General features: G+C 72.7%; 15 protein-coding genes. 9 read left to right on the top strand and 6 right to left on the bottom strand.

Features of this window, described 5'->3' with window-relative positions; translation table 11 throughout:
* Window positions 1-7: 7 nt before the first annotated feature.
* Window positions 8-1345 (bottom strand): TerD family protein, encoded by a 1338-nt coding sequence (locus tag B0675_RS30875; protein WP_179165475.1) that lies wholly within the window; start codon window positions 1343-1345, stop codon window positions 8-10.
* Between the two features lie 293 nt (window positions 1346-1638).
* Here B0675_RS30875 and B0675_RS30880 point away from each other — a divergent pair, with 293 nt between their 5' ends.
* The 4 genes from B0675_RS30880 (at window position 1639) to B0675_RS30895 (ending at window position 6334) form a co-directional block, all read left to right on the top strand.
* A complete protein-coding gene (locus tag B0675_RS30880) occupies window positions 1639-2073 on the top strand; it encodes a DUF6643 family protein (RefSeq protein WP_081222899.1) in 435 nt (144 codons plus the stop codon).
* A gap of 45 nt (window positions 2074-2118) precedes the next feature.
* Window positions 2119-2943, top strand: a complete 825-nt coding sequence (locus B0675_RS30885) for an MOSC N-terminal beta barrel domain-containing protein (RefSeq protein ID WP_081223980.1) — start codon at window positions 2119-2121, stop codon at window positions 2941-2943.
* A 186-nt stretch (window positions 2944-3129) separates the two neighbouring features.
* On the top strand, window positions 3130-3735 hold the full coding sequence (locus B0675_RS30890) for a hypothetical protein (protein WP_179165476.1): 606 nt from the start codon (window positions 3130-3132) through the stop codon (window positions 3733-3735).
* A 172-nt stretch (window positions 3736-3907) separates the two neighbouring features.
* Window positions 3908-6334, top strand: coding sequence for a right-handed parallel beta-helix repeat-containing protein (locus B0675_RS30895; RefSeq protein WP_081222901.1), 2427 nt, complete (start codon window positions 3908-3910; stop codon window positions 6332-6334).
* Here the strand turns inward: B0675_RS30895 and B0675_RS30900 are convergent.
* Window positions 6304-8631, bottom strand: coding sequence for a hypothetical protein (locus B0675_RS30900; protein WP_107482948.1), 2328 nt, complete (start codon window positions 8629-8631; stop codon window positions 6304-6306). The genes B0675_RS30895 and B0675_RS30900 overlap by 31 nt on opposite strands.
* Window positions 8632-8984: 353 nt before the next feature.
* Between B0675_RS30900 and B0675_RS30905 the strand changes: the two genes are divergently transcribed.
* Window positions 8985-9815 carry a DeoR/GlpR family DNA-binding transcription regulator gene (locus B0675_RS30905; RefSeq protein ID WP_081222903.1) on the top strand — a complete coding sequence of 277 codons (831 nt, stop codon included), beginning with the start codon at window positions 8985-8987 and terminating at the stop codon, window positions 9813-9815.
* 111 nt (window positions 9816-9926) lie between these two features.
* Window positions 9927-10406 carry an SRPBCC family protein gene (locus B0675_RS30910; RefSeq protein ID WP_081223981.1) on the top strand — a complete coding sequence of 160 codons (480 nt, stop codon included), beginning with the start codon at window positions 9927-9929 and terminating at the stop codon, window positions 10404-10406.
* A gap of 18 nt (window positions 10407-10424) precedes the next feature.
* Here the strand turns inward: B0675_RS30910 and B0675_RS30915 are convergent, their stop codons facing one another.
* A complete protein-coding gene (locus B0675_RS30915; RefSeq protein WP_081222904.1) occupies window positions 10425-11549 on the bottom strand; it encodes a PLP-dependent cysteine synthase family protein in 1125 nt (374 codons plus the stop codon).
* Window positions 11550-11863: 314 nt separating this feature from the next.
* Between B0675_RS30915 and B0675_RS30920 the strand changes: the two genes are divergently transcribed.
* The gene (locus B0675_RS30920; protein ID WP_081222905.1) at window positions 11864-12187 is read left to right on the top strand and encodes a hypothetical protein; all 324 of its coding nucleotides are present in this window, start codon (window positions 11864-11866) and stop codon (window positions 12185-12187) included.
* A 207-nt stretch (window positions 12188-12394) separates the two neighbouring features.
* Entirely contained in the window at window positions 12395-12910 is a 516-nt protein-coding gene (locus B0675_RS30925) for an ATP-binding protein (RefSeq protein WP_081222906.1), read from the top strand.
* A 62-nt stretch (window positions 12911-12972) separates the two neighbouring features.
* Here the strand turns inward: B0675_RS30925 and B0675_RS30930 are convergent, their stop codons facing one another.
* The 3 genes from B0675_RS30930 to B0675_RS30940 are packed head-to-tail and all read right to left on the bottom strand — an operon-like array spanning window position 12973 to window position 16591.
* Complete coding sequence (locus tag B0675_RS30930; RefSeq protein ID WP_081222907.1) at window positions 12973-15534, bottom strand: ABC transporter permease; 2562 nt, start codon at window positions 15532-15534, stop codon at window positions 12973-12975.
* Complete coding sequence (locus B0675_RS30935) at window positions 15531-16289, bottom strand: ABC transporter ATP-binding protein (protein ID WP_081222908.1); 759 nt, start codon at window positions 16287-16289, stop codon at window positions 15531-15533. Before B0675_RS30935 ends, B0675_RS30930 begins: the two co-directional genes overlap by 4 nt.
* A complete protein-coding gene (locus B0675_RS30940; protein WP_081222909.1) occupies window positions 16286-16591 on the bottom strand; it encodes an SHOCT domain-containing protein in 306 nt (101 codons plus the stop codon). Before B0675_RS30940 ends, B0675_RS30935 begins: the two co-directional genes overlap by 4 nt.
* Before the next feature lie 230 nt (window positions 16592-16821).
* Between B0675_RS30940 and B0675_RS30945 the strand changes: the two genes are divergently transcribed.
* The gene (locus B0675_RS30945; protein ID WP_241540061.1) at window positions 16822-17400 is read left to right on the top strand and encodes a TetR/AcrR family transcriptional regulator; all 579 of its coding nucleotides are present in this window, start codon (window positions 16822-16824) and stop codon (window positions 17398-17400) included.
* The last annotated feature ends 3 nt before the right edge of the window (window positions 17401-17403 follow it).

Here is a 17403-nt window from a genome sequence, read left to right on the forward strand (position 1 = left end):
CGGGCGTTCACTTCCTGCCGGGTGTCCAGTTCATGCCCCAGCCGTAGACGTGGTCGATGGTGCGCTGCGGGCTGACACCGCGCTCGGGGACCAGGTACCGGGCCTCGCGCTGGACGACGAGGTCGGTGCCGTTGCTGGAGATGAGGGCGAGCGCGCAGACGGTGGAGGGGACCGTGCACTCGTCGAGGGAGAACTCGATCGGGGCGCCGTTCAGCGGCTGGAGGGTCACCGTGGCGTGCAGGTCGGCGAAGGAGCGGGCGCCCTCGTAGATGGTCACGAAGATGAGGATGCGGCGGAAGTCGTGCTTGTGGTCGAGGTTGATGCTGAGGTTCTCGCCGGTGTCCACGGCTCCGGTGCGGTCGTCGCCGTCGAGGTGGATGTACGGCGGCTGGTGCAGTGCGCCGAAGGCGTTGCCCAGGGCCTGGACGACTCCCTTGCGTCCGTCGCTCAGTTCGTAGAGGGCGCACAGGTCGAGGTCGAGGTCGGCGTGCATGGCGACGGCCCGGCCGCGCTTGCTGCCCCACCCCGAGAACTGCTTGCGCACCTGCCAGTTGAGGTTCACGCGCAGGGCACCGGAGGTGCCGCCCTGCTTGCTGAGCGAGACGGAGGGCGCTTCCTTGGTCAGCGTCACCTTGGAGAGACGGACCGGCGCCGGAGGGGCCGCGGGCTGCCACGGGTTCGCGGGCGGTGCCTGTGGCGGGTGCACGGTCACGGGCGGGGCGACCGGCGGAGGCACGGTGACCGGCGGGGCCGCGGGCGGCGGCGGTCCCTGCACCCGGGTGGCGGGCGAGGGCGGGGCGGGTGCCGGGGCGGCGTGCTGCGGCTCGTCCACGGTGATGCCGTAGTCGGTGGCCAGTCCTTCGAGACCGCTGCCGTAGCCCTGTCCGACGGCGCGGAACTTCCAGGCGCCCTGGCGGCGGTAGAACTCACCGAGCACGAAGGCGGTCTCCACGGTCGCGTCGGCACTGTCGAAACGGGCGACCTCCGTGCCGTCGCGCGCGTCGAGCACCCGGATGTGGAGGCCGGGCACGCGTCCGAAGGAGCCGCCGTCCGCGGAGGCGGCCAGGACCACCTTCTCGATCACCGGTTCCAGGCGCGGCAGGTCGACGAGCAGGGCGTCGGTCACCTGGCCGTCCGCGGTCCGCTTGCCCTCGTGGCGCACGGCGCCCGAGGTGTGCGCCGGCTGGTTGTAGAAGACGAAGTCGCCGTCCGATCGGACCTTGCCGTTCACCAGCAGCAGCGCCGAGGCGTCCGCGTCGGGCACCCCGGGGCCCGGTCGCCAGCCCAGCTCCACCCGCAGCGTGCTCGTCGGGACAGGAACATTGGATCCCTTGGACATGCTCATGTGCGCCCCCATCGCGTGTCTCCGCACCGGGTCCGAGCCCCGCGGGCCCCCCGGCTCCGTTCCCGCCCAACCTAATCCCCCGGCCCGCGGAACTCCCCCGACTCGGACCGGAAGATCCCCGGCCGACCGCCGGTAACCCGCAAGGAACTCGCCCTTTACACGATCTGAACCCGCTTTGGCGTCCTTTTTTGCCGAGTTCGCTCGCATTGGGGATCCCGCATCACCGCGCACACGGAAAACAACCCTCTTATCGGTCTCCCCAACCAGCACATCGTGGGCTTAACTTATGTGCCATGACCTCCCCCCGCTCCACCTATGGCGGCGGTTACTACTCCGCCTTCCAGGACACCCCGATCTACGACTCCCTCGTCGCCGAGCGGGGTACCCCTCAGATCGCCCCGATCCGCGTTCCCTCCGCGTACGACTCGGGCAGCCACCTCCCCGCACTGCCGTCCGCTCTGCCCGCACTGCCGGCCGGCCCCTCGCACCAGGCCTCCTCGTACGGATACCAGCAGGCCCAGCAGCCCGCTCCGCTGCACCAGGCCCCCGCTCCGTACATCCCGCAGCAGGCGGGCGCCCCGCGCGGCTACCCCGGCCAGCAGCCGCAGCAGCCGCGCCCCATGTCGGGCAACACCGGTTACGAGGCGATGCGGCCCGCCGCTCCGCGCCCCGCGCCGACCCCGTACCAGGACCCGTACAACAACGGTCAGCAGTACCGCGGCTACTGACCCCTTCGCGCCGGATTGTCGGTGCCTCCTGGCACCATGGCGGTCATGGGGAACGCGGTACTGCACTCGATTCACGTCCATCCGGTCAAGGCGTTCCGGGCCCAGTCGCCCAGGGAGGCCCTGGTGGAGCCCTGGGGGCTGGCCGGAGACCGACGCTGGGTCCTGATCGACGCCGGGGGAAAGGTCGTCACACAGCGCGAGCAGCCGCGTATGGCGCTGGCCGCCGCCGAGATCCTCTCGGACGGCGGTCTTCGTCTGTCCGCCGAGGGCAGCGCTCCGGTGACCGTCCCCGTGCCGGAACCCGTGGGCACGACGACCGTCGAGATCTTCGGCGACAAGGTGGAGGCGGTGCTCGCCGATGCCGCCGCCCACGCCTGGTGCAGTGCCCGTCTCGGCGCCGACGTGCGTCTGGCCCACATGGACGACCCCGCCGTCCGCCGCCCAGTGGACCCGCTGTTCGCGCGGCCGGGCGAGACGGTCAGCTTCGCCGACGGCTATCCGCTCCTCGTCACCACGCTGGGCTCGCTCGACGCCCTCAACTCGTTGATCGCGCGGGGCGACCATCCCGACGAGGGCCCCCTCCCGATGACCCGCTTCCGGCCGAACGCCGTCGTCTCGGGCACCGACGCCTGGGCCGAGGACGACTGGTCCCGTATCGCCATCGGGGACGTCACCTTCCGCGTCGCCAAGATGTGCGGGAGATGCGTCGTGACCACGACCGACCAGGACACCGCCGTGCGCGGCAAGGAGCCCCTGCGCACGCTCGCGCGCCACCGGCGTTTCGCGGGCAAGCTGGTCTTCGGGCAGAATCTGGTGCCCGAGTCCCGCGGAACACTGCATGTCGGCGACCCGGTCACGATCCTCGAATAGCCCGCGCGGGCCCGTCGCCCGGAGGCCGGGCGCACGGGGAACCCCGGCCGCGGGCAGGATCGTTGAAGGCATGCGGGGCGGTCACGGAGGTCTTGGCGGAGAGGTGATTTCACTCTCTCTTCCCCGGCCATGGGCGTGAACGGCTCCGCGGGGGGTTATCACGGACGCGGAAGGGGGTGCGGGACGGTGCGTTCGCTCATCGGACTCTGGCGCTGGCGGCACAACCCGCTGCGCCGCACGACGGATCTCGTCGAGGCCTGGCTCGCCCTGGCCACCCTGGTGATCCTCGTCGTCGGAGCGCCCTTCGCCGGAGCGGCCGTCGGCGCCTCGGCGGAGCACGCGCTGCAGCAGGCCGTCCGGCATCAGCGTGCCGACCGCCACGTGGTGGCGGCCACCGTCGTCAGGACACTCTCCCACGGGCCCCTGCAGTCCGACCCCGAGTCGTCGACGGCGCGGGACGTGCGCAGCCGGGTGATGGCCTCCTGGACGGCGCCGGACGGCACACGGCAGCGCGGTGTCGTGATCACCCTGCTCAAGTCGCCCCGTGCGGGAGCCCACTTCGCGCTCTGGACCGACCGGCACGGCCGCCTGGTGGGCCGCCCGCTGGACGGTGCCACCGCCACGACGCACGCCGTTCTGGCCGGTTTCGGCGCGGCCGTCCTGACGGCGGGATGCGTGGAGTGCGGAAGACGGATGATCGTCTGGCACCTGGTCCGCCGGCGGTACGCGCACTGGGACCGGGCCTGGGACAAGGCCGGTCCCGACTGGGGCAAGGCGGGCACCGGCAGCTGACGGCCCGCCGTCAGCGGTCAACAGCCCCTGTCCGCGCACGCTACGGTGGACCGGCCGCGCTGACCCGCACCGTCATGAGAGGCTGTCCGGCAGGGGCCTGAATCCCCGCCGACGGGGTATCAGCACGGCCTCGCAGGACCCGCGTACGACGAGGTGGGGGCACGACAGCGCCATGGCACAGGGCACGGTCCAGGTGACGCACACCGGAACCTCGCGGTGGCGGCGCCGCACGGGTGAGTACGCATCGCTGGCCGCCGCCCTGGAAGCCGCGGCCGACGGTGACGTGCTCACCGTCGCTCCCGGCACCTACCGCGAGAACCTGGTGGTGGAGCGGGCGGTGACGCTCCGCGGCCCCGAGGGATCGCCCGGCTCGGTGCGCATCGCGCCGGTCGACGGCGTGCCGCTGACCGTCCGCGCCTCCGCCGTGGTGCAGGACCTGCACGTGGAGGGCCAGGACTCGGCGGCGCCCGCGCTCCTCGTCGAGGACGGCACGCCCGAACTGCTCGACGTGCGGATCGTGACACGCTCCGCGGCCGGGATCGAGGTCCGCGGCGGTGCCCGCCCGACCGTGCGTCGCTGTACCGTCGACAATCCCGGCGGCGTCGGCATCGCCGTACTGGACGGCGGCGGCGGGGTGTTCGAGGAGTGCGAGGTCGTCGCGGCCGGTCAGTCGGGCGTCCTGGTCCGCGGGGGCGCGCATCCGCGCCTCGAGCGCTGCCGGGTGCACCACACCTCCGGTGCCGGCCTGTCGGTGACGGGCGAGAACTCGTCGCTGGAGGCGGTGGGTTGCGAGGTGTACGAGGTCAAGGGCTCCGGCGTGCAGGTCACCGCCCGGGCCACGGCCCACCTCACGGACTGCGATGTGCACCGGACCACCGCGGACGGCGTCACCCTGGACACGGACGCGGTCCTCACCCTCGCCGACTGCCGCATCCACGACATCCCGGAGAACGCGGTCGACCTGCGGTCCCGCTCCGTGCTGACCCTGACGCGCACCACCGTGCGGCAGTTCGGGCGCAACGGCCTGTCGGTCTGGGACCCGGGCACCCGTGTCGACGCCAACCAGTGCGAGATCTTCGACAGCACCGGCGACTACCCCGCGGTGTGGGTGAGCGACGGGGCGACGGCGGTGCTCGACTCGTGCCGGGTGCACGACGTGCCGGACGCGTTGTTCGTCCTCGACCGGGGTTCGCGCGCGGACGTCGTCGACAGCGACATCTCGCAGGTGCGCAACACGGCGGTGTCGGTGAGCGACGGCGCCACGGCGCAGCTCGACGACTGCCGTATCAGGGACGCCGCGACAGGGGCCTGGTTCCGTGATCACGGCAGCGGCGGCACGCTCTCCGGATGCACGGTGGACGGCACCCAGACCGGCGTGATCGTCACCAAGGGCGCCGATCCGACGATCGAGCGCTGCACGGTGACCTCGCCCGCCGAGGCCGGCTTCTATGTGTCGGCCGACGGGCGGGGCAGTTTCCTCAACTGCCGCGTGGCGGACAGCGGGGGTTACGGCTTCCATGTGATCGACGGCTGCCGCGCGACGTTGCGCAAGTGCCGCACGGAGCGCTGCGCGCGCGGAGGTTACGAGTTCGCGGAAGGCGGCGCACCCGGCGCGGGACCGGTCGTCGAGGACTGCGCGAGCGACGAGAGCACCGGTCTGCGTGCTCCGGCCCACGAGACCGCCGTCGAGACGTCGCACCCGTCGCCGAGTCTGAGCGGGGCGATCCCCGGCCAGCGCACCACCGCGCGGGAGCCGCTGGCGACCGAGACCGAGGCCACCCCGCCGGCGCGCGCCTCGAAGGCCGTCCTCGGTGAACTCGACGCGCTGGTGGGCCTGGAGAACGTCAAGCGCGAGGTGCGGGCGCTCACCGACATGATCGAGGTGGGCCGGCGCAGGCAGCAGGCGGGGCTGAAGGCGGCGTCCGCCCGCCGGCATCTCGTCTTCACCGGCTCCCCCGGTACCGGCAAGACGACCGTGGCCCGGCTGTACGGCGAGATCCTCGCCTCGCTGGGTGTGCTGGAGAAGGGACATCTCGTCGAGGTGTCCCGGGTGGACCTCGTCGGCGAGCACATCGGGTCGACCGCGATCCGTACCCAGGAGGCGTTCGACCGGGCGCGCGGCGGCGTGCTGTTCATCGACGAGGCGTACGCGCTGTCGCCGGAGGACTCGGGTCGCGATTTCGGGCGTGAGGCCATCGACACCCTGGTGAAGCTGATGGAGGACCACCGGGAGGCGGTGGTGGTGATCGTCGCGGGGTACACCGTCGAGATGGAGCGGTTCCTGTCGGTCAACCCCGGTGTGGCGTCGCGTTTCTCGCGGACCATCACCTTCAACGACTATCTCCCCGACGAGCTGTTGCGCATCGTGGAGCAGCAGGCCGAGGAGCACGAGTACCGGCTCGGCCCGGGTGCGGCCGAGGCGCTCCTGAAGTACTTCACGGCGATTCCCAAGGGCGCGGCGTTCGGCAACGGCCGTACGGCTCGGCAGACGTTCGAGGCGATGGTGGAGCGGCACGCGGGCCGGGTCGCCCAGCTGGACGAGCCGAGCACGGACGATCTGACACTGCTCTACTCCGAGGATCTGCCGGAGCTGTCCTGAGCGATCCCGTGCGGGCGCTGGCCGGGGACCTCGGTCCGCAGCCGCGCGAGCAGCAGTTCGCGCTCGGCGGCGAAGGCCGGGTCCGCCTGATAGTCGGAGTGGCCGAGGATCGGTGCGGGCAGCGGCTGCCGTGCGGTGCGGCCGTAGGCGAGCGGGTCCTTGAGGGGTTCGTGGTCGACCTCGGGGCCGCAGTCGCCGGGCAGCCGGACGGGTCCGCCGATCGGGTCGGTCGGGCGGTACAGATTGCGCCAGCAGGCGACCTCGCGGTGGAGTGAGGCGAGGGCGGAGGGTCCGAAGTGGGCCGGGAACCAGCGCCCGTAGAGGCGCTCCAGCGGGGAGCCGTAGGTGAGCAGGGCGATCCGCCGACGGGTCGCGGGCCGCAGCTGCCAGGCCGCTGCGGCGGCCAGCACACTGCCCTGGGAGTGTCCGGAGAGCACGAGCCGCCCGCCGGTGGCGCGGGTCCAGGTGGCCATGCGCCAGGTGAGGTCGGGCACGGCGCGCTCGGCGTAGCAGGGTGGCGCGAAAGGGTGGGCGGCGCGCGGCCAGAAGGTGCCGACGTCCCAGAGGATGCCGATGGTGCGGCGGGCCGCGGGGTCCTTGTAGGCGCGGCGGCCCCAGGTGACGAAGAGTATGAAGCCGAGCCCGATCAGCCAGGAACCGAGTGCCTGGGCGGTCTCGGCCGCGCCGTGGACGATGCCGTACGTCCCTCGTGCGGCCTCGCTCGGGGCGTCGCCGGTGGCGAACGCGCCGGCCACCGCGCCCGCTCCGAGCAGGAGCGTCGCGAAGGAGACGACGCCGACCATGAACGGCGCGCGGTCGGTGAGGCCGGACATCGCGCGGGTGCTCGCGATGCGGCGGGTGCGGGTGGTGTCCTTGGGTTCCCCCGGGTAGTCGCGTTCGACGGCGTTCATCTCGCGGCGCCGCAGTGTCCAGGTGCGGCGGCCGAGGCGGGCGACGACGGCGAACAGGACGAGGAGGAGCGGCGGGATCGCGGAGGCCTGCCAGGTGAGCAGGACGGGCGGGCCGGGGATCGAGTGCCGGGTTCCGTCGAGCCAGTCGGCGACCCGCTGGGAGACGCCTCCGGACATCACACCGCCCAGGGCGCAGGCGAGCATGGCGACGGCGGGTCCGGCGAGGCCGTGCATCGCGGTGCGGGTGTCGACGGGGGCGTCCGGCCTGCCCGGGGCGCCCCAGGTCGCGGGGTTCGTGCGGTACAGGAAGTGGGCCACGAGGCCGAGCCCGATGACGAGCAGACCCTGGACGAGGGCGAGGCCGCCGAACGTGGCGTCGCCGGGGAGGCGTCCGGTCGCGTGCCATTCGGGGCGTGACCAGCCGGCGTAGACCAGGGCGAGGGCGAGCAGCAGGATCGCGCCCTGGGGCAGCAGACGGACCAGTGTCCGGTCGCGCCCCCGGTCGATGCGGTTCTCGCTGCGGCCCCGGCGGCAGACCACCCAGAGCACAACGGCCGCCGCCAGCACGAGGGTTGTGTTCAGGAGGGTGCCCAGCACGTTCAGCGCGCCGGGTCCGCCCGGTCCGCGGTCGTGGCGTGAGGCGGAGGCGGTCACGGCCGCGGCGACGGTGAGGAAGCCGGCAGCGGTGTGCGCCGCGCGCAGCCGGGCCACCAGGCGGCGCCCGTACCAGAAGCCGGGGCGGCCGAGTCCGGTGCCGTCGGTCTCCTCGTCGGGTTCGGCCCGGCGGGACATCGGCTGCTGGGACTCGTACGCGCTCCAGGTGCGGTGGGAGAGGTACCAGAGGACCGCGGTGAGCGCGGCGGGGACGAGGGCGGCCAGGGCGAGGCGGCGGCCCGGCTGGCTCCACCAGCCGGCGTCGGGGCGGTCCGGTGAGAGGAATCCGAGCCAGGAGTGGTTACGGACGCAACGGCGGGTGCCGGCGCACTGCCAGGCGGCCAGGTCGAGGGCCACCTCGCAGGCGGCGGCCACCAGAAGCACGGTGAGGGTGAGCCCGGCGAGCCGGACGAGCAGGCCGTACAGGCGCACCGTGCGCGGGCGGTGGTGGGAGGCCGGGCGCATCCAGTGCGCGAGGTTGACCACCATGAACGGGAGCAGCACGAGCCACAGGGCACGGGCGCCGTTGCCGGAGGTGAGGTTGCACCACACGTACGCCTCGCGCACCGGGGCGCCGCGGTGGGCCTCCGGATGTTCCTCGGCGTCGGCGTCCTCCGCGCGGCGGAAGACGGCGGCGGTCGCGTCGCCGGTGACGCGGACGGTCCGCGGATCGTCCAGCATGTCCTCGGGGGTCGCGCCCCCCACGCCGTGGACGAGGAGTTCCAGCGCCATGCCGTCCGCCTCGGGCCGGGGTAAGGCTCGTCCGTTCTCCCCGTCGGCGGTCTGTTCCGGTGCGTGTTCCACTGTTCCGCACTCCCCCGGGCAACGCGTGCCACATCTGTCATGTTCAGGCACAAGGATCGCGGCTGGGCGGCGCCGGGCACAGCCGAACGCGCGGAATCTCCCCGATACGTGTGAAAGTGACGGCTCTGGAGGGCCGGAACGGGCGTGCGGGCAGTGGCGCGACCGACGGTGTCCCGTGCGAGGATGGGACCTCCTCCAGACCTCGGACAAGGAGAACGTCCACGTGGGAGTGGGTTCGGACGGAGTGTCGGGCAGGCAGCGGCGAAAGGACCGAAGCGGTCGTGAGTGAGAATCAGAACCTCCTCGCGGAGCAGCGTCGCGCCCTGATCCTCGACGAGGTGCGCCGGCGCGGCGGCGTCCGTGTGAACGAACTGACGCGCAAGCTCGGTGTGTCCGACATGACGGTCCGCCGCGATCTCGACGCGCTGGCCCGTCAGGGTGCCGTCGAGAAGGTGCACGGCGGCGCGGTCCCGGTGGCCGAGGCGAGCACGCACGAGCCGGGTTTCGAGGCCAAGTCGGGTCTGGAGCTGACCGCGAAGGAGGACATCGCGCGGGCGGCGGCGGAACTGGTCGCGCCCGGGTCGGCGATCGCGCTCTCCGGCGGTACCACGACGTACGCGCTGGCGCATCGGCTCCTGGACGTCCCGGACCTGACCGTGGTCACCAACTCGGTGCGGGTGGCGGACGTGTTCCACTCGGCGCAGCGCACGTCGGGCCAGCGGCAGGGCGGCGCCACGGTGGTCCTCACGGGCGGGGTCCGCACGCCGTCCGACTCGCTCGTCGGGCCGGTGGCCGATCAGGCCATCGCGACCCTGCACTTCGACGTCCTCTTCCTCGGCGTGCACGGCATATCGCTGGAGGCGGGTCTGTCGACGCCGAACCTCGCGGAGGCGGAGACCAACCGCCGGCTGGTGCAGTCCGCGCGGCGGGTCGTCGTGGTCGCCGACCACACCAAGTGGGGCACGGTGGGCCTGAGTTCGTTCGCCGCCCTGGAGCAGGTCGACACGCTCGTCACCGACGGGGGTCTTCCGGCCGGAGCCCGGTCGGAGATAGCGGAGCATCTGCGGCGGCTGGTCGTGGCCGGTGAGCCCGAGGACGATACAGACATCTGACGGTCCGCCAGCTAGGGTGGCGCTGCCCGCGCCGCCGGAGCTGTCGCGGTGCCGGGCGCGAGGTCATCGATCGCTGCCGACCGGGACTGGTTCCCGCTGGGGGGTTCGCTCATGGCACGCCGTCTGCGCCCGGTAGGAGCCGACTTCGTCGAGACCGCTCCGGTGCGTCTGGTGTTCGCCCGGGAGGTGGCCGCCGCCCCGGAGGCGGTCTTCCGGGCGCTGGCCGAGGACGTCTCCGGCTGGAGCGACTGGTTCTCGGCGGTGACGCTGGCCCGGCCCACCGCCGACGGCGCGGGCCGCGAGCTGCGGCTGCGGGGCGGCACGCGGTTCGAGGAGACGGTTCTGGTCGCCGAGGCGCCCCGGACATACGCGTACCGGGTGGATGTCACGAACGCGCCGGGTATACGGGCGCTCGTCGAGGAGTGGCGGTTGACACCCGCCGGCCGGGGCACGTGTGTGCGGTGGACCTTCGCCGCCGACGGGTCGGCGCTGTTCCGTGGGGGCCTCACCGTGGGGCGGGCCGGTCTGGGCCGTGCCTTCCGCGGCGCGGTGACGGCCCTGGACCGGCGTCTGACGCCGGCCCCCGCCTGAACTCCTGCCCCGTGTGGGTCAGTCCGGCCAGACACCGGTGCGCAGCAGGCTGGTGATCGCCTCGGTGTACGGGGCGATGTCCAGCCCCTGCTCCTCCAGCCACGTGTCCGAGTAGTACTTGTCGAGGTAGCGGTCGCCCGGGTCGCAGAGCAGGGTCACCACGCTGCCCCTGCGTCCCGCCGCCACCATCTCGGCGACGATCTTCAGGGCGCTCCACAGGCCGGTTCCGGTCGAACCTCCCGCCTTGCGGCCGATGGCCTGTTCCAGCGCGCGCACGGCGGCGACGCTGGCGGCGTCGGGGACCTTCATCATGCGGTCGACGGCACCCGGCACGAAGCTCGGTTCCATGCGCGGCCGGCCGATGCCCTCGATGCGTGAGCCGCAGTCGCAGGTGACGTCCGGGTCGCCGGTGGTCCAGCCCTCGAAGAAGCAGGAGTTCTCGGGGTCGGCGACACAGATGCGGGTGTCCGCCTGCATGTAGTGGACGTAGCGCGCGAGGGTGGCCGAGGTGCCACCGGTGCCGGCCGTGGCGACGATCCACGCGGGTTCGGGGAACCGCTCCAACTCCAGTTGGCGGAAGATGGATTCGGCGATGTTGTTGTTGCCGCGCCAGTCCGTGGCGCGTTCCGCGTAGGTGAACTGGTCCATGTAGTGGCCGCCGGTCTCGACCGCGAGGGCGGCGGCCTCCTCGTACATCCGGCGCGAGTCGTCCACGAAGTGGCACCGGCCGCCGTGGAATTCGATGAGGCGGCACTTCTCGGGGCTCGTGGTGCGGGGCATGACGGCGATGAAGGGCACGCCGATGAGCCCCGCGAAGTAGGCCTCGGAGACGGCGGTGGAACCGCTGGACGCCTCGATCACCGGGCGGTCAGGGCGGATCCATCCGTTGCACAGGCCGTACAGGAACAGGGAGCGGGCGAGGCGGTGCTTGAGGCTGCCGGTGGGGTGGGTCGACTCGTCCTTCAGGTACAGGTCGATGCCCCATGCCTCGGGCAGCGGGAAGCGGAGCAGGTGGGTGTCCGCCGAGCGGTTGGCGTCGGCCTGGACCTTGCGGACGGCCTCTTTGAGCCAGCTCCGGTACCTCTCGTCGGTACGGTCGACGTCGAGGGTCTCTCCGGTCCGGATCTGCTGGGGAGTGCTCACGGCAGGGCTCCTAACGCCTGGTGCCGACGCCGCTTGAACTGGTCGGACTCTTCGATCATAAACACCTTCCGCACGCTTCTCACCTGCATAAACACACCTTTGGGCGCCCCAAAGGCACCCCTGGGTACGGCGCGCGGGCGCCGGCGAGGGGGGCGCATACCGGCCTTTGCGCCCGGCGCCCCGACCGCCTCGCCATGCGCACTGGTGCTGGGCGCCGCCTGCGGGCAGACTGCCCCACGGGGCGATCGCCCCCGGCGGACGGAGAGCGGGAATCACGACAGGCACAGCCGCGGCGCACAAGGGGGCGGAGCAGCATGGGGGAGCCGGAGTTCACGGCCACGGGCGTACGGATCGGGAAGCGGCTGCGTTCGCTCACCCGGGCCGGACAGGTCCGGATCAGCGACGGCCGGCTGCAGTTGCTCACCAGCTACGGCAGTGAGATCGACAGTGCCCCCGTACAGGCGGTGCGCGCGTCGAAGCCCTGGTTCGCACACGAGGACCGGGCGTCGGCGGACGTCAACGGCACCCGCTATTCGCTCACCCTCGGCGAGCACGATCCCGCCCCTGGAAAGCCGGGGCCGCCTTCGGCGCGCCGCTTCATCGAAGCGGTCCGCAGGGCGGCGGGACACGGCCGCTGAGGCGGTCCACGACGACTCGGAAGGCACCGCGAGTTGCAGGACGGCGCCCCCTGGGTCACTCTGATGTCACTTCACTACTCTGGGTCAACCGGCGATAACGCTGCGAACCAGCCCGCCGGTCACCACAGCGGGCGGCCGTTCCACTCAGCCGCCCCGCTGGATCCGATCTCCGTCTTCTTCCGGACCTCAATTCGGGGAGTCGCAGCCGTGATCAGCCAGCCAAGCAGGCATTGCACGGTGGAGCTCCAAGCCCTGCCGTCGCGGATCGGCCAGGTCCGCAGAATCGTCTCTGCACAGTTGCGTTACTGGCATCTGGACCCCTTGATAGACCGGGCCGCGCTCGGAGTCACCGAGCTGCTCACCAACGTGCACCTGCACGCCCAGCCCGACAAACAGTGCACCGTGAAGATCGAGCTGCTGCTCGACACGCTCACGGTCTCGGTGCGCGACCACGACCCGCGGCTTCCCGAGGTGCGGGAGGCGGACACCGGCGCCACGTGCGGGCGCGGCCTCGCCATGGTCGCCGCGGTCAGCGAGAACTGGGGCGCACGGCCCGACGGCGAGTCGGGCAAGGTCGTCTGGTTCACACTTCCGGCGAAGGCGCCCGTGGTGGCGTCCACGCTCCGCTCGCCGTACGAGATCTCCCGCGAGGCCCCGCTGCGGCAGACCGTCGACGTCCTTCGGCCGGAACACGCTCCCGCCCGGTCGGCCGTTGCCGGCTGACCGGGCGGTGACCCCCGTCGCGTACGCCGCTCCCCCGAGCATGTCGTACGGGTCCGGACGGCTCACTCGGTGGCGATCGCGCGCAGTACGTCCAGTCGCGCCGCCCGCCGAGCGGGACGCAGGCCGGCGAGGGCCCCGGCGCCGAGGCCCACCAGGGCCACCACCACGAGCCGGAGCGGCGGTACCGCGAAGGCGAACGCGGTGTCGGACGCCCCCTCGGACGCCTCGACCAGCACCCAGCCCAGGAAGGCACCGAGGGCGATACCGCCCGCCGTGCCGAACGCGGCGACGAGCACCGACTCCCAGCGGACCATGGCGCGAAGCTGCGCCCGGGTCTGCCCGACGGCGCGCAGCAGTCCGATCTCCCGCGTGCGCTCGTGCATCGCGAGCGTCAGCGTGTTGGCGATGCCCAGCAGGGCGATCAGGACCGCGAGGGCGAGCAGCGCGTAGACCAGGGTGAGCATCATGTCGATGCCGCCCGCGGAGGACCGCGCGTACGCGTCGCGGGTCTGCACCTCGGGGTTGCCGTAACGCTCGGCGACCTGTCGTACGGCGGCCCTGCCCTGCTCCGTGCTCACTCCGTCCTTCAGGGAGACGGCCACGAGCCGGTCGGAGTCCTGCGTGCGGTGCGGGGCCCAGGCAGCGCGGGTGATGACGTACTCGCCCGCGAGTTCCGACTGTCCGTAGACGGCGCGGACGGTGAAGTCCTGACTGCGGCCGTCGGTGAAGGTGAGCCGGGCCGTGTCACCGGTCACCAGGTGCTGCCGGTCCGCCTCCTTCCGGGTGATGGCGATGCCGTCGGCACCGAGAGCGCTCAACGAGCCCTGCACACGGCCGAGATCGAAGACCCTGCCGAGCGTGACCGGATCCGTCACCGTCAACGCCTGTCCGCTGCCGTTGACTTCGGCGACGCCCTTCCCCAGCCCGACGGCGTCCTGGACCACCGGTGCCCGTGCCACGGCGGGGGCCAGCCGGGGGCTCAGCCCGCTGCCTCCGGCGCCGAACGAGGGCGCGCTGACGGCGATGTCGCCCGCGAAGGAACGGGACACCGTCTGGTCCATGGTGGCCTTGAGCGAGGCGCCGAACACGGTGAACAGTGAGACGACGGCGACGCCGATCATCAGGGCGCCGGCCGTGGCCGCCGTGCGGCGGGGGCTGCGCAGCGCGTTGCGCCGGGCGAGTCCACCGGTGACACCGCGCAGCCGGGCCACGGGTGCCCCGAGGACACGTACCGCGGTGGCGGACGCCACGGGTCCGAGGACCACGAAGGCGGCGAGGGCGAGCAGCGCGCCGAGGCCGGCGAGCCAGAGGGACGGGGTCAGCAGGACACCGGTCAGGGTGACGGCCGCGGCGAGGGACGCGAGTCCCCCGCCGGTGATCGCGCGCGCCCGGGAGGCGCCGGACTCGTCGACGGCGGTCTCCCGCAGGGCGGCGAGCGGCGCGGTGCGTCCGGCCCGGGCGGCGGGCAGCAGCGCGGAGACGAGGCAGACGACGACGCCGACGGCGAGGGGCAGCAGCATGGACAGGCCGCTCACCACCAAGTCGCCCTCCGGGAAGGGGAATCCGATGGCCGGGAAGAGTGCCTGGAGTCCTGCCGCGATTCCGACGCCACCGGCGAGTCCGACGGCGGAGGCCGTCACGGCGACGACGGTCGCCTCGGCCAGGGTCGAGGCGGTGACCTGTCGGCGCGAGGCGCCGATGGCACGCAGCAGCGCGTTCTCGCGGGTGCGTTGGGCGACGACGATGGCGAAGGTGTTGTGGATGGAGAAGGTCGCCACGAGGAGCGCGATCCCGGAGAAGACGAGCAGCAGCGTGGTGAAGATCGTCAGGAACTGGCTGGAGATCACCTCGGTGTTCTCCTGCGCCGACTCCTGTCCGGTGATGGCCTCGACTCCCTTGGGCAGCACGGGAGTCAGGGCGGAGACGAGTTCGCCCTGGCCGACTCCCGGGCCGGCCCGCACGCGGATGCTCGCGGCCTCGCCCGGCTTCGGGGTGAGGTACTTCTCGGCGTCGGCCCGCGTCATGCCGGTGAACGTCACCTGCGCCATGCCGTCCTCGCCGCCGAAGGTCGCGAGGCCCACGACGGTCACGTGGACGGGGTCGGGGGTGCGCAGGACCGTGGTGTCGCCGACCCGCAGACCGCCCTTCTTCGCGGCGCCCCGGTTGACGACGACCTCGCCTGTCCGTGCGGGCGCCCGCCCCTCGGCGAGCCGGTAGGCGTTGAGTCCCGGGTCGTCGATCCAGTTGCCCGCGAGGGTCGGCGGCCCCTGTCCGCCGATGGGCTTGCCGTCGGCGCCCACCAGTTGGCCGGCGCCCTGGATGTCGGGCACCGCGGCGGCGACGCCGGGCACCCGCTCGATCGTCCGCACCAGGTCGGTGCCGACGGGGCTGCGCACGCCCTGGCTCTCCCCCGGCGCGGTGATGGTCCCGGCGCTGCGGACGACGGCGTCGGTGCCCCGGGTCGCGTCGCCGAACATCGTGTCGAACCCCGCGCGCAGGGTGTCGCCCATGACCAGCGTGCCGGCCAGGAACGCGACGCCCAGGAACACCGCGAAGAACGTGCCGGCGAAGCGACGCCGGTGGGCGCGCAGCGACGAGACGCTGAGGCGCAGGGCGGCGTTCATACCGACGCCGCCGTTCCGTCGAGGGCCTTCATCCGGTCGAGGACCCGGTCGGCCGTCGGGTTCTCCATCCGGTCGACCAGGCGTCCGTCGGCGAGGAAGACCACCTCGTCGGCGTGCGCGGCGGCGACCGGGTCGTGGGTGACCATGACGACCGTGCGGCCGGTGCGGCGCACCGTGCGGCCGAGGAGGTTCAGGACCTCGCCGCCGGAGCGGGAGTCGAGGTTGCCGGTGGGTTCGTCGGCGAAGACGACGTCGGGCCGGCCGGCGAACGCCCGTGCCACGGCCACCCGTTGCTGCTGTCCGCCGGAGAGCCGGCTCGGGTGGTGGTGCAGCCGGTCGCGGAGACCGACGACGTCGACGAGCGAGTCGATCCACTCGCGGGAGCCGCCGGTGCCGGCGAGGTCCAGGGGCAGGGTGATGTTCTCCGCGACGGTGAGGGTCGGGATCAGGTTGAAGGCCTGGAAGACGAATCCGACGCGGTCGCGGCGCAGCAGGGTCAGGCGGCGGTCGTCGAGCGTGCCGATCTCGGTGTCGCCGATGTGGGCGGTTCCGGAGGTGAGGGTGTCGAGGCCCGCGGCGCAGTGCATGAGGGTGGACTTGCCGGACCCGGACGGGCCCATGATCGCGGTGAAGCGGCCGGCCGGGAAGCCGACGCTCACCCCGTCGAGGGCCCGTACGGCCGTGTCCCCGCTGCCATAGACCTTCACGGCCTCGGTGACCCGGGCCGCGTCGCGGGCGGTGGTGCCGGCGGTCATGCCGCACCGCCCTTGCCGGTGCGGCCGAACTGCTCGTCGAGGACGGACAGCCGGCGCCAGTACTCGTCCTCGTCGATCTCCCCGGACGCGAAGCGCCGGCCGAGCACGGCGATCGGTGAGTCGCCCGTCGGGCGGGGATCACCGGGGCCGAAGCCGCCCGTGGCCCGCCACGCTCCACGGCGGCCACGCCAGGCGGTGCGTCGCAGGACGGTCACGGCGCCGATCACGACGGCCGCCCAGATCAGCGGGAAGAACAGGATCCACGGGCCGGGTCCGCCGTCCCAGTTCGCCAGGGTCTGCATCTCGGTTCATCTCCTCGGTGGGACCGCGCTGTCACGCGGGATCTGCTGATGCTTCGAGACTCGCGCCCCGAGGGGGTCCCGGTCGTCGTACGGCCAGCGGCCGTCCGCGTACCTCCCCGGGAGTACGCGCGGCGCCGGGCGCTGCTCCGCACGGCTGCCGCCCGGGCCGGGACCGGCGGGTTCACGCTCCGCTCTCGATCTCTGTACCTACTGGTATGTACAGTGGCGGCATGGACACTGCGGACCGTTTGATCGAGTCCACGCGCGAGCTGCTGTGGGAGCGCGGTTACGTGGGCACCAGCCCCAAGGCGATCCTGGAGCGCGCGGGCGCCGGGCAGGGCAGCATGTATCACCACTTCCGCGGCAAGCCCGACCTGGCGCTCGCTGCGATCCGCCGCACGGCGGCCGAGATGCGGGCTGCCGCCGAGACCGTGCTCGCCCCGCCCGGCTCCCCGTACGAGCGCGTCGAGGCCTACCTGCGGCGTGAACGCGACGTGCTGCGCGGCTGCCCCGTGGGGCGGCTCACGATGGATCCGGACGTGGTCGCCGATGCCCAGCTGCGCGCACCGGTCGACGAGACGCTCGACTGGCTGCGCGGGCGGCTGGCCGCGCTCGTCGAAGAGGGCAAGGAGCAGGGGCAGTTCGCGGCCGGGCTCGACGCCGGTGACGTCGCCGCGACGATCCTCGCGACCGTCCAGGGCGGCTATGTGCTGGCCCGTGCCTCGGGTTCCCCGGCCGCCTTCGACGCCGGGGTGCGCGGGCTGCTCGCTCTGCTGGCCCCGGCCGCCCCCGATTCCGCGCACGGATAGGAA

The sequence above is a fragment of the Streptomyces sp. M41(2017) genome, from assembly GCF_002078175.1.
In the GTDB taxonomy this organism is placed as follows: Bacteria; Actinomycetota; Actinomycetes; order Streptomycetales; family Streptomycetaceae; genus Streptomyces.

Excerpts from the sequence above, each read along its gene's own strand:
- B0675_RS30875 (WP_179165475.1), bottom strand. The coding sequence starts at position 1,345 with ATGAGCATGTCCAAGGGATCCAATGTTCCTGTCCCGACGAGCACGCTG.
- B0675_RS30880 (WP_081222899.1), top strand. The coding sequence starts at position 1,639 with ATGACCTCCCCCCGCTCCACCTATGGCGGCGGTTACTACTCCGCCTTC.
- B0675_RS30885 (WP_081223980.1), top strand. The coding sequence starts at position 2,119 with ATGGGGAACGCGGTACTGCACTCGATTCACGTCCATCCGGTCAAGGCG.
- B0675_RS30895 (WP_081222901.1), top strand. The coding sequence starts at position 3,908 with ATGGCACAGGGCACGGTCCAGGTGACGCACACCGGAACCTCGCGGTGG.
- B0675_RS30900 (WP_107482948.1), bottom strand. The coding sequence starts at position 8,631 with ATGGCGCTGGAACTCCTCGTCCACGGCGTGGGGGGCGCGACCCCCGAG.
- B0675_RS30910 (WP_081223981.1), top strand. The coding sequence starts at position 9,927 with ATGGCACGCCGTCTGCGCCCGGTAGGAGCCGACTTCGTCGAGACCGCT.
- B0675_RS30920 (WP_081222905.1), top strand. The coding sequence starts at position 11,864 with ATGGGGGAGCCGGAGTTCACGGCCACGGGCGTACGGATCGGGAAGCGG.
- B0675_RS30930 (WP_081222907.1), bottom strand. The coding sequence starts at position 15,534 with ATGAACGCCGCCCTGCGCCTCAGCGTCTCGTCGCTGCGCGCCCACCGG.
- B0675_RS30935 (WP_081222908.1), bottom strand. The coding sequence starts at position 16,289 with ATGACCGCCGGCACCACCGCCCGCGACGCGGCCCGGGTCACCGAGGCC.
- B0675_RS30940 (WP_081222909.1), bottom strand. The coding sequence starts at position 16,591 with ATGCAGACCCTGGCGAACTGGGACGGCGGACCCGGCCCGTGGATCCTG.
- B0675_RS30945 (WP_241540061.1), top strand. The coding sequence starts at position 16,822 with ATGGACACTGCGGACCGTTTGATCGAGTCCACGCGCGAGCTGCTGTGG.